Here is an 11,672-nt window from a genome sequence, read left to right as displayed (position 1 = left end):
AAATATGGTGGTGATTTGAATTTCTTTAAAGTAACCTTTCTTAGTGGCCTCTTAACTTTACTTAGATTAATTTGTGGTTTCATAATTTCTAAAATTGTTGCTATGTATACAGGCCCATCTGGTGTAGCTGCGTTAGGGCAATTACAAAGTTTTGTAGCCCTTATTAATGGGTTTGTATCTTCACAAGTCTCACAAGGAGTTACAAGGTATACTGCTGAGAATAACACTAACTATTTTAGCGCCGCTAAATACTGGAGAGCTGCATTACGATTATCCTGTATTGCAGGATGTCTAATTATAACTATTGGTATATTATTTTCATCACGAATATCAACATTTTTATTTCTTAACCATGATTATTACTGGATAATAATACTGGCTCTCTCAGTAGTGCCATTAAATATATGTAACAGTATTATCCTAGCAGTTCTAAATGGAACTTCTAACTATAAAAAATATTTCCTGGCAAACGCGATATCAGTATTTTTATTTTTAATCAGCATGCTCTTGTTTGTATTAGTACTAGGGAAAACTGGAGCACTCATTTCCGCAGCACTAAACAACGCTATCGCAGGATTATATTCCCTATTTATTATCAAAAATGAGCCATGGTTAAAAATAGAATATTGGCTAGGCCCTATCGATAAAGATGCTTATAGAAATATAAGAAACTATTTTTACATGGGTATTATTGGCGCTTTAACAGGGCCGATATCTATTATAATGGTAAGGAACATTATTTCCTCTTATCTCTCTGTAGATGACGCGGGCTACTGGCAAGCAACTTTAAGAATATCTGAAGCTTATTTAGCAGTATTGACCACTGCAATGACTGTTTATTATTTTCCCAAAACAGCGATCGCCAAGACTAAGATAGAACACCTAATAATATTAAAAAAGGGGATTACCTTGATAGTCCCAATGGCGATTACATTGTCAGCCAGTATATATTTTCTTAGAGAATTCATTTTATCCATATTATTTACCAATGAATTTAAAGTAGCGCAATCATTATTTTTATATCAAAACATCGGTGACTTTCTTAGAATAGTAAGTTGGCTCTTTGCTACTATTTTATTAGCCAAGGGTTATTTTAAGTTAAATGCAATATTAGAAATTACGTTTAGTTTATTATTTCCGACTCTTACATACATATTTATTAATAAATATGGCTTTATAACACCATCATTAGCCTACCTAGTAAACTACATAATATATCTTACCTTAGTTGCTTTTATCTATATATGGCACATAAGAAGGCTTCCTCAATGAACCTACCATGCTCTATAATAATACCTGTATATAATGAGAGTAATAACCTAAAAACATGTTTTGATAGCATCAAAAAACAAAAGTATAATAATATAGAAGTGATATTTATTGACGATGGTTCCACAGATAACTCAGCACTACTAATTAACAATTTTATAACTGAAAATAATAACCTGAATATTAAATATATATATCAAAAAAATAGTGGTGCCGCTAACGCCCGATTTAATGGAATCAACCTTACAAATAGTAACTATATTGTTTTTTTAGACTGTGATGACTGGTTAAATGAAGATTCAATACTTTTAGCAATGCGTAAATTCAAAGATGACAGCATTGATTTATCATTATTTGATCTTTATTTTGTAGAGAAAAAAAACCAAGAAGTAAAAAAAATATCTCGATTTATATATTACACCAATGAAAAGAAAATCACAGGTCACGACGGTTTCTTTAATTCTATAAATTCATGGGGGCTACATGGCTGCGGAATTATAAAAAAAAGCATCCTGTTAGGTGCATATAAAAAATATACCTCTATAAATAATAATAACGTAAATTATATAAATAATGATGAAATAATAACACGGCTATGTTTTTTACACTCTCGATACATTTCGTTATCTAGCGGAAAATACTATTATTATAGAAATACAAACTCAACAACAAAAAAAATAAATAATAACTATCACTATATTATATTTAATTCAATAATACTCAATCAATTAATAAAAAATAGTGACATCAACATTGATAGATATATAATAAAAAGCATTGACTTATTAAATAGAACGACATGGGGTGTTTTTTTACGCTATGTAAAATGGAGATCATCTATTGATAAAAAATCTTGGAAAGAATCTATTAGATCTGCATTAAATTACTACAAATGTAATAGTTATAATAAAAAACCAAAACAACTATTAAAGATAATTATAATGAAACTATATCTAAGATTAATTAACTAACTTCAAAACAATAACCAAAAGTATAGACATGATAGCAATTAACTATATATTATTTATTATTTCTATTTTTACGATAATTTTTTTATTAAAAAAAACAAATAGTAATATTTTTAATCCTGGGCCGCTATGGAAATTGATATTACTAGAATCCTTTTTAGTAATATTTGCTCCTATTATAATTATTACCTACCCTGAAGCTATCAATGTATATCAAATGAAAGGAACGAGTTACTTAGGTGTAATTAGTAATAGTATAATATTTTATATTCAATTTATATTACTATTAGTTGGTTTTTGCTTTGGCATCAGTAAATCTTACTTTACAATAAATAGCCCCGCTTCATTTAAAAATGATAAATCATCTCAATATGCTCTTGTACTAACAATGCTCATATTACTTTCGATTATATTAATAAAAGTTTCAACCATTCCATTGTTTTCAGCTATTCATGGTGGAAACCTTGCAATTGAAAGAGCACAAGTTGGGAAACAATTAACTGGTATATATTCAATATTACACACACTAACTCTCATACTATCCTGGCTGTTGATATATACCTCTGCAGCATTAAAAAATGAAAAAAAACATTATATATTTTATTTATTATTAGGTATTTTTGGTTTATCTTGGTTTGGGCATAAATCAAGCATAATACTATCTCTTTTGGGATTCTATTTTTATTCAATTAAAGATAAAAAAACCAATCTTATTTTTATATACAAAAATATTGCAATAATCCTAATCCTCTCGATCTTACTATTTTATATATATAAAAACTCTATCCCATCTAACAGTAATATTACGTTTGAATTTTTAAATAGACTATTCCTTGGTCAATTGCACGGGTTTTATCAAGAGTTTGAATACTTCACAAGCGATGTTGAATATTGGAAATCATGGATTCCTCTTTCAAGTTTTATTTTTGATGGCAATATTAATTATGCACGAGACCTAATGAATTACACTGAGGGAATAACGGCTACCAATCAAATGAAAAATACATTTATCGGAGCAGAAACGCATAGAGTTCTCGGTTTAATTCCCTCTATTATAGTAATGCCATTTTTAGGATATTTTATTATAAAGCTCTCATTCTTTGTTATCAAGATAGCATCAAAATTCCTAGGAAAACCGTTCTATCAGCCAATACTGTGGACACTCCTGTCATCATTAACCTTAACTAACGGAATATATACATATTCCTCTTTTAGATTCATCTACATTTTTATAGCATCAATAACCCCTGTTATCCTAATAAAAATGCTAATAAAAACATGCATTACTAAAATTAAAGTACCCAATCATGACTAAACTCGTAACCATAATAATCCCAAGCTATAATCATTCGAGATATATCGGAAAAACTATAAAAAGTGTCTTATTACAAACCTATACCGAAATAGAGTTAATTATTATAGATGATGGCTCAATCGATAACTCAATTGCAGTTATTAATAGTTATGAGTCAGAATGCCAATCAAAACTTAAGAAGTATACTTTCATCCATCGAAACAACAAGGGATTATGTGCAACATTAAATGAAGCAATCAAAATATCATCAGGTGAATATATTTCGATAATTGCATCTGATGATGTAATGAAAAAAGACAAGACATTAGCACAGGTAAATTATTTAAATAGCAACATAGAATGTGTTGGCGTATTTTCAGGCGCAGATGTAATTAAAGAAAATGGAGAACTTTTAGTAATCAGAAATGGAAGCAATAAAAAATATTACTTTAAAGATATTATAACAAATAACTATCAGTTATTCTCACCAAGCGCCATGTATCGATCTTTAAAAATAAAAGAAGCTGGGTTATACAGGACCGATATCTTACTGGAAGATTGGTATATGAATTTAAAATTAACAGAAAAAACTGGTTACTTAATAGCTTTGCCTGATGTATTAATCTGCTATCGCCGCCATTCAAGTAATACATCGCTTCTTTCACCTCGCCTACATCAAGATAGAAAAAAAATATTGGATCTATTTGCAAATTCTATTTATTATGATCACGCAAAATTAGAGCTAAAATATACCATCGCTTATGAATCTGTTACTTTCAATAAAATTAAAACATTAAAATATTTACTATACTGTATTTTTAAAAACAAAAAATTTGCCCTTCGTCGCCAGACATTAGTCACTATAGCTAAGTTATTTTTTCCTAAAAAATATCTAAACAAAAGATTGACTGGAAAATAAATGAACATACTAATAATTACTACTGGCCTTGGGATGGGGGGAGCAGAAAATCAAATTTGTTCCTTGGCTGACAAATTAGCCAATAATCATAAGGTTGTTATTATTAACTTATCCAGCCAATCCTCGATTCAAATTACCCCTAAAAATAAAAATATTACAATTCATTCTTATGAAATTAAAAAAAACTTTTTGTCTCTCATACTTACACCAATAAAGATTATAAAGTATATAAATGAGTACAGCCCCAACATAATTCATAGCCATATGTTTCATGCAAATATACTATCTCGAATATTAAAATTATTTATACGAAAAACTATATTAGTATGTACTGCACATAGCAAAAATGAAGGAGGGAAGCTTAGGATGTTTCTCTACAGAATAACTGACTCATTAGCAACAATTTCAACAAATGTAAGCCAAGAAGCTGTAGACTCGTTCATCACTAAAAACGCCACCAAGAAAGGAAGAATGATCCCATTTTATAATGGAATCGATATGTCTACTTTTTGTTATAACCCAATTGCCAGAAATATTAAACGAAAAGAAATAAATATCAGCGAAAAAACATCTATCATATTGGCTGTCGGTAGATTAACACCAGCAAAAGATTACTCTAATTTGCTATATGCATTCTCAAGAATAAATACTCCTACCCAACCAAAACTTGTTATTATTGGTGATGGTGAAGAAAAAAATTCTTTATTACAGCTTGCAGATAATCTTAATATATCATCTAACATCATATGGCTAGGTCAACGTTATGATGTTTCAGAATGGATGTCAGCTTGTGATATTTTTGTTCTCTCATCTGCTTGGGAAGGTTTTGGCTTAGTTGTAGCTGAAGCAATGGCTTGTGAACGTCCAGTTATAGGTACTAATTCTGGTGGTGTTAGCGAGGTTATCAATAAGCATGGCTTTATCATTCCCCCCGAGAACCCAGTAGCACTAACAGCGGCTATAGAAAGGTGCTTATCATTAACTAATGAAGAAAGATATACTATTGGACTAAATGCACGAAATTATATTTTTGATAATTTCTCATTAGAAAAAATAAGTCAACAATGGATAGACCTATATACATATCTTATAAAAAAAAATGAAAAATAATATTGCCATTATAATTACTAAGTCTGAAATTGGTGGAGCCCAAACATGGGTTATGGAACTGTATAGAATATTAGATTCATATTTCAATATCATACTTATTACATCAGATAAGGGATGGCTAACGGATCATTTCCCTGACGAAAAAATTTATATTGTACCAAGCTTAGCCAGTATAAAAAATCCATCTTGTATTTTTAAAATATCATCTATATTAAAGAAAAATGATATAGATATTGTTATTTCTAACTCTGCCAATGCTGGTTTATACTCTCGTCTATCAAAGATTATTAAGCCGCATAAAAATATATACGTCTCTCATGGATGGTCTTGTATTTACAATGGCGGTAAATTTAAAAAATTATTTTGCTTAATTGAAAAAATACTGTCCTTTTTATCTGACGAAATATTATGTATATCTGAGAATGATAGAAAGAATGCAATTGAATTTATAGGAATAAAAAATGATAAAATTACTGTAATAAAAAATAAAATTTCGCCATTACCTAAGAAAGTTACTATAAATAAACGGCTAAAAGCCCTTTTTGTTGGTCGAATGACTCATCCTAAAAGAGCAGATTTATTTATTGAGGCAGCAAAAAAAATACCTCACATGGATTTTTACTTAGTTGGTAGTGGGCCATTAATTCGAGAGTTAAGAACATCCTGCCTAGGTTATGACGATAATATATTCTTTCTGGGTGAGGTTGAGAATTTTAATTCCTATTGTGACTTTGATATTTTTGTACTTTGTTCTGACAGCGAAGGATTACCAATGTCAGCGATTGAGGCCGGTTCTGCTGGCTTACCCCTGCTGTTGAGTAATGTGGGCGGATGTTCTGAGTTAATATATTCATTTGATAACCAACAGAATGGCTTGCTTGTAACTAATAATATCGAGAATATCGTAAGTTCACTAACAATGATATCTAGTCATTATTCCAATTATTATGATGCTGCACAAAAATTAAGATATCAATTCGATATCAAATCTACAGCTGATGATTATATTAAATTAATCCAAGGATAAATATTTATGCTCGCAATTATTGGTGGTTCTGGTTTTATCGGCACTCGCTTATCAAATCAATTAAAAGAAAGTAATATTCCGTTTAAAATTATAGATATTGAAAAAAGTTCTGCTTTCCCTGACCACTGGTTTTATGGTGATGTTACTGACCCAGAATCTTTAATCAAGCCCCTGGAAGATTCAGATATTATAATCAATCTTGCTGCCAAACATAAAGATAACGTATATCCAACTAGTCTTTACTATGATGTAAATGTTGAAGGTGCAAGACATATTTGTGATGCAGCCACTAAAGCAGGTGTTAAGTATATTGTATTTACATCCTCTGTTGCTGTTTATGGATTTGTTGAAAAAGAGACAGGTGAAGATGGACAATATAAACCTTTTAATGATTATGGAAAATCTAAATTAGAAGCAGAGTATATTTATGATGCATGGCAACTAAATGGCTCAGATCGCACACTAGTTACCATCCGCCCGACTGTTGTTTTTGGTGAAAATAATCGAGGTAATGTCTTTAATTTATTTCGCCAAATTGCTTCAGGTCGTTTTTTAATGATTGGTAATGGGAAAAATCAAAAATCTATGGCTTATGTTGAAAATATTGCATCATTTATCAATTTTTCAACAACCCTTAGCTCTGGCCGTCATGTTTTTAACTATGTTGATAAGCCAGATTATAATATGGATAATCTAACTGATATTATCTGTAATGCTATGAATAAAAAGAAATCTAACATTCACATTCCTTATGCTTTAGGTTTGCTGGGTGGATATTTTTTTGATTTTTTAGCAAAAATATCGGGTAAAGAGTTTCCTATTAGTAGTATACGTATAAAGAAATTTTGTGCACGAACCCAATTTAAGTCTGATAATATAAATAAAACAGATTTTAAGCCTCCTGTTTCATTAGAAAAAGGTATTGCAAATACTGTTTTATATGAGTTCATGAAAAAATAAAATATTAATTTGTAATTTCATCTGATATGTACAGAATAAAAATGAAGAAATATAAAAAAGATTACCTAAAGTTATTATTAGCGGGCATTTCATTAATAATAATATATTTTGTATCAAAATTAATGCTATTTGGTACCGGATATGGCAGCTCTATTGCAAACAGTATATTATTAAGCATTTTTATTATACTATTTAGCTCTTCTAAAAAAGCATTTTGGTTTATAATATTCCCTATCGGAATTATTTACTCCCTTTATATTCCTATAGGTCTGATTTTTGGAAAACCGACCTACCATTATATGGCATCTGTATTAGCCACTGATTTTCTTGAAAGTAAGGAATTTATAGGGCAAATACCTTTAACCAATTACCTTTATAGTTTATTAATAATCCTAGGCCTAATATCATTTAGATTCATAACTTCTAAATATAACATTCATCTCTATAGAAATAAAACCATTCTTTGTCTGATGATATTTTTTGCAATGTTTAATCAGTCTCCATTCTATTTTCTGAAAGATGTAACTAAATCAACTATAGCAGTAAAAAATGAAATCATTGCACTGAATAAGTTGCTAAAAGAAGATGAATGGGGAAGTGCATCATTAAATGAGAATTCAACCTATGATAATTATATTCTCATTATTGGTGAAAGTGGCAGAAAAGACTATCATCACTCTTATGGCTATCCAATCAATAACACTCCTTTTATGAGTTCATCTAATGGTTTACTTGTTGATGGCCTAACATCTGGGGGAACAAATACAATTTCATCATTAAGATTAATGTTGACTTTGCCTGATAAAGACACATGGGAACCTGATTATTCATTAAATTTTATTGACCTGGCAAATTCTGCCGACATTGAAACTCATTGGATTTCTAATCAAGGTTATTTTAGTGAGTTTGATACTCCTATTTCTGCTATCGCAAAAAGAAGCCATTATAAGTCTTTCTTAAAATATGGAGATTTTGCATCAAAAAATACAAGCGATTTCTTATTATTAGATATACTAAAAAATACGATAAACAATCACGGAAATAAAAAAAATCTAATAGTTTTACATCTATACGGTTCTCATCCTAACGCTTGTGACCGAATTGAAGACTATAATAAAACCATAGAAGCTAGTAAGCCACTATATAACTATATTTCTTGTTATATATCATCAATAAATAAAACTGATGATTTCATTCGGGGTGTTTACTCAATAATGAATGATAATTATCTAACGAATAAAAAATCATTTTCAATTCTATATTTTTCTGATCATGGTTTGATCCATAATAAAATTGGCGATACCATATATTTAAATAATAGTAGTGCAAGCAAATTACATTTTGATATTCCTTTATTTTTGATAGCATCAGACAGCTATAGTAAAAGAACTTGCAGTTCTTTTAAATCTGGTCTTAATTTTACAAATGGTATTGCTAATTGGATCGGGATAAGCAATGCAAAATTAAACCCTACATATAGCTTATTTGACTGCCATGATGACCCGGATGATTATGGCTTAAAGGATAGAATTAACAACATTTCAACCGTGTTAGATCCAGCCATAGACATTTCCAAATAATTAATTTACATTCCCTGACTAAAGTATTTTATGAAAAAAAGTATACGTCTCTACATAATCGCACTATCGATAGTATTAATAATTATTACCTTATATAGTATATTTCGACCTGCTCCAAGCACTCCCCTCCCTATCAAGGAAATGAATGCTTATCATGCTATCGCTGACTATAATAAGCGGAATACTTTTGCATCTCACCGGGTAAACTCGAAAGATAGATTAAGGGAACTTAAATATTCTAATATAAAAAACATCGAGATTGACATCTTCATTAATCATAAAAATGAGTTAATTGTCGGGCATGATGAATTAAATTCATCAGGCCTTAATTTACGTGAATATTTTGATTTTATTAATAAAGAGATACCGGATTTTTCATTTATATGGCTAGATCTAAAAGATCTTAATCCCCAAAATTCAAAATTTATTTATGATGAACTAAAATTTCTTGACGATAAATATAAAATCAAGGGTCGCGTATTAATAGAAAGTAGATATCCAAGTGCATTACAATTGTTTTCAAAAAATGGTTGGAGAACAGGGTACTACTTAAGATACGATCTTAAAAACCAGCCAAATGAGTATTATAATGAAGTTATTAATGACATAAATAAATACAACATATCCGGTGTTACATTTGATTGTGGACATACTGAACTTATACTTTCAAAATTTATAAACACCTATATAAATAATAAAAGAATAGAGTTAAACTGCTGGGATATGACCCAAATTTATCTTGATGAGAAATACAATAAGGATTTTCATGATCTTGATATTATTTTATTAAATGTAATAACAAATAGCAATTAATAGCAATTAATAGCAATTAATAGCAATTAAAAGCAATTAAAAGCAATTAAAAGCAACACTATTTCATTGAACTCTTTACAGATATTAATTTAAGATATTTAACATGCTTAATATAGTTTTATACGAACCTGAAATACCACCTAATACCGGTAATATCATCCGACTATGTGCCAATACTGGTTTTCGGTTGCATCTGATTCATCCGCTGGGATTTACCTGGGATGATAAACGGCTGCGCCGAGCTGGGCTGGATTACAGTGAGTTTGTGGATATCAAGCATCACCATGATTATTATGCCTTTCTCGAAAGTGAAAGGCTAAATCCGGATAATGTACAATCTCCTACCGGCAATCGTGTATTTGCGATGACAACAAAAGGTACACTGCGTCACAGTAATGTCAGCTATCAAGCTGGGGATTATCTGCTATTCGGGCCGGAGACCCGCGGGCTACCACCTCATGTACTGGATAATATACCTGTGAATCAGAAAATCCGAGTGCCGATGCTACCAGGTAGTCGCAGCATGAACTTATCTAATTCTGTCGCAGTTGTTATTTTTGAAGCCTGGCGCCAATTGAACTATGTGGGTGCTTTCATTCAAGATTAATTTAGGCTACTGGTCGACTGACAATAACTCAGAATCTATAGAAATTTCGTATGACTCCTGCCAATACAACACTACATGGACTAACTATCTTTAGATTTGTCGCAGCATTCTATGTATTTATTTTCCACTGTCATCTACGCTTTCCTTTTGAAGGACCTTTATGGCTAACTAGATTCATAGGAAATGGTGCTATTGGAATGACATTCTTTTTTGTCCTTTCCGGATTTGTTATGGCTTGGTCTGCACAACGAGGCCTGCGTTCTAATTATTATAAAGCCAGATTCGCAAGAATATATCCAGCCTATCTATTTATGGGGCTGCTGACACTCCCATTTCTCTATGACCTAAATATTCAAAAATCCTTTGCTTCAATAGTTATTTTTTTATTAAATATTCAGTCCTGGATACCACAAACTTTTTCTACATGGAATTTTGGTGGTTCATGGTCAGTTTCAACAGAATTATCTTTTTATATTTTATTTCCTTTTTTCTTACCTATAATATTATCCAATCCTTATAAATCATTATTTCTATCGATTACCATTTCTGGCGCATTAATTCCTTTAGTCTATGTATACAGTAAAGATTATATATTTCCTACGTATTATGTTGGCCCTATATATAGATTACCTGAATTTATTTCAGGAGTAGCACTTGGTGTGCTAGTAACTAATAAAAATTTACAAATAAAAAACAAAGTACGGTACTTTTCTTTTTTTATCTCTATTTTTTCATTAGTTTTAATATGCCCTATTCGAAATAGTATTTATATGTACAATAACCTTCTAACAGTTGGTTCGACCCTCTCAGTTGTTTATTTTTTATCCACCATTAATATTGATAATAAAAAATACCTACATCCATTCATTTATCTTGGAAAAATCAGTTATTCATTCTACTTAATGCAATTACCAGTATTAATGGTCATTGATAAATATCATCATTTCCTCTCTCATTATAATAAAGGTTTTGTTTTTTTATCTGCCGGGGTGATTAATTTAGCATTGGCCATTTTTTCTTATCATTATATAGAGGAAAAATTCAAATTATCATATAAAAATAGATAATTTATTGCACTAAATGGCATACAAAAACCATAGCTCGCACATATAATTAAAGTTGAAA

At 30.2% G+C, this 11,672-nt stretch carries 11 protein-coding genes; all 11 read left to right on the top strand.

What is annotated here, in order from left to right; genetic code table 11:
* Nucleotides 1-15 precede the first annotated feature (15 nt).
* The 11 genes from AAZR23_RS18135 to AAZR23_RS18085 all read left to right on the top strand — a co-directional run bounded on the left by AAZR23_RS18135 (nt 16) and on the right by AAZR23_RS18085 (nt 11,614).
* On the top strand, nt 16-1,272 hold the full coding sequence (locus tag AAZR23_RS18135) for an O-antigen translocase (RefSeq protein WP_434694228.1): 1,257 nt from the start codon (nt 16-18) through the stop codon (nt 1,270-1,272).
* Nucleotides 1,269-2,240, top strand: a complete 972-nt coding sequence (locus tag AAZR23_RS18130) for a glycosyltransferase family 2 protein (protein ID WP_434694227.1) — start codon at nt 1,269-1,271, stop codon at nt 2,238-2,240. The genes AAZR23_RS18135 and AAZR23_RS18130 overlap by 4 nt, the downstream gene beginning before the upstream one ends.
* 28 nt (nt 2,241-2,268) lie before the next feature.
* Nucleotides 2,269-3,552: a hypothetical protein gene (locus AAZR23_RS18125; RefSeq protein WP_052925895.1), complete on the top strand. Its 1,284-nt coding sequence runs from the start codon at nt 2,269-2,271 to the stop codon at nt 3,550-3,552.
* On the top strand, nt 3,545-4,450 hold the full coding sequence (locus AAZR23_RS18120; RefSeq protein WP_434694225.1) for a glycosyltransferase: 906 nt from the start codon (nt 3,545-3,547) through the stop codon (nt 4,448-4,450). The genes AAZR23_RS18125 and AAZR23_RS18120 overlap by 8 nt, the downstream gene beginning before the upstream one ends.
* A complete protein-coding gene (locus AAZR23_RS18115) occupies nt 4,451-5,560 on the top strand; it encodes a glycosyltransferase (protein ID WP_052925897.1) in 1,110 nt (369 codons plus the stop codon).
* Entirely contained in the window at nt 5,550-6,587 is a 1,038-nt protein-coding gene (locus AAZR23_RS18110; protein WP_052925898.1) for a glycosyltransferase, read from the top strand. The genes AAZR23_RS18115 and AAZR23_RS18110 overlap by 11 nt, the downstream gene beginning before the upstream one ends.
* Nucleotides 6,588-6,593: 6 nt before the next feature.
* Nucleotides 6,594-7,547 (top strand): NAD-dependent epimerase/dehydratase family protein, encoded by a 954-nt coding sequence (locus AAZR23_RS18105; protein WP_434694222.1) that lies wholly within the window; start codon nt 6,594-6,596, stop codon nt 7,545-7,547.
* Nucleotides 7,548-7,588: 41 nt separating this feature from the next.
* Nucleotides 7,589-9,127, top strand: coding sequence for a phosphoethanolamine transferase (locus tag AAZR23_RS18100; protein WP_434694221.1), 1,539 nt, complete (start codon nt 7,589-7,591; stop codon nt 9,125-9,127).
* Nucleotides 9,128-9,268: 141 nt separating this feature from the next.
* The gene (locus AAZR23_RS18095; protein ID WP_052926512.1) at nt 9,269-9,940 is read left to right on the top strand and encodes a hypothetical protein; all 672 of its coding nucleotides are present in this window, start codon (nt 9,269-9,271) and stop codon (nt 9,938-9,940) included.
* 103 nt (nt 9,941-10,043) lie between these two features.
* Nucleotides 10,044-10,547 carry a tRNA (uridine(34)/cytosine(34)/5-carboxymethylaminomethyluridine(34)-2'-O)-methyltransferase TrmL gene (gene trmL, locus AAZR23_RS18090; protein ID WP_434694218.1) on the top strand — a complete coding sequence of 168 codons (504 nt, stop codon included), beginning with the start codon at nt 10,044-10,046 and terminating at the stop codon, nt 10,545-10,547.
* Between the two features lie 50 nt (nt 10,548-10,597).
* The gene (locus AAZR23_RS18085; RefSeq protein ID WP_434694217.1) at nt 10,598-11,614 is read left to right on the top strand and encodes an acyltransferase family protein; all 1,017 of its coding nucleotides are present in this window, start codon (nt 10,598-10,600) and stop codon (nt 11,612-11,614) included.
* Nucleotides 11,615-11,672 lie beyond the last annotated feature (58 nt).

Origin of the sequence: Morganella sp. Je.2.23 (genome assembly GCF_051129855.1) — a bacterium.
In the GTDB taxonomy this organism is placed as follows: Bacteria; Pseudomonadota; Gammaproteobacteria; order Enterobacterales; family Enterobacteriaceae; genus Morganella; species Morganella sibonii.
The sequence above is the reverse complement of the archived record's forward strand: the minus strand, read 5'-3'. Positions and strand labels throughout refer to the sequence as shown.

Coding starts and splice junctions, on each gene's coding strand:
- AAZR23_RS18110 (WP_052925898.1), top strand. CDS start 5,550: ATGAAAAATAATATTGCCATTATAATTACTAAGTCTGAAATTGGTGGA.
- AAZR23_RS18125 (WP_052925895.1), top strand. CDS start 2,269: ATGATAGCAATTAACTATATATTATTTATTATTTCTATTTTTACGATA.
- AAZR23_RS18085 (WP_434694217.1), top strand. CDS start 10,598: ATGACTCCTGCCAATACAACACTACATGGACTAACTATCTTTAGATTT.
- trmL (WP_434694218.1), top strand. CDS start 10,044: ATGCTTAATATAGTTTTATACGAACCTGAAATACCACCTAATACCGGT.
- AAZR23_RS18130 (WP_434694227.1), top strand. CDS start 1,269: ATGAACCTACCATGCTCTATAATAATACCTGTATATAATGAGAGTAAT.
- AAZR23_RS18100 (WP_434694221.1), top strand. CDS start 7,589: ATGAAGAAATATAAAAAAGATTACCTAAAGTTATTATTAGCGGGCATT.
- AAZR23_RS18115 (WP_052925897.1), top strand. CDS start 4,451: ATGAACATACTAATAATTACTACTGGCCTTGGGATGGGGGGAGCAGAA.
- AAZR23_RS18095 (WP_052926512.1), top strand. CDS start 9,269: ATGAATGCTTATCATGCTATCGCTGACTATAATAAGCGGAATACTTTT.
- AAZR23_RS18105 (WP_434694222.1), top strand. CDS start 6,594: ATGCTCGCAATTATTGGTGGTTCTGGTTTTATCGGCACTCGCTTATCA.
- AAZR23_RS18120 (WP_434694225.1), top strand. CDS start 3,545: ATGACTAAACTCGTAACCATAATAATCCCAAGCTATAATCATTCGAGA.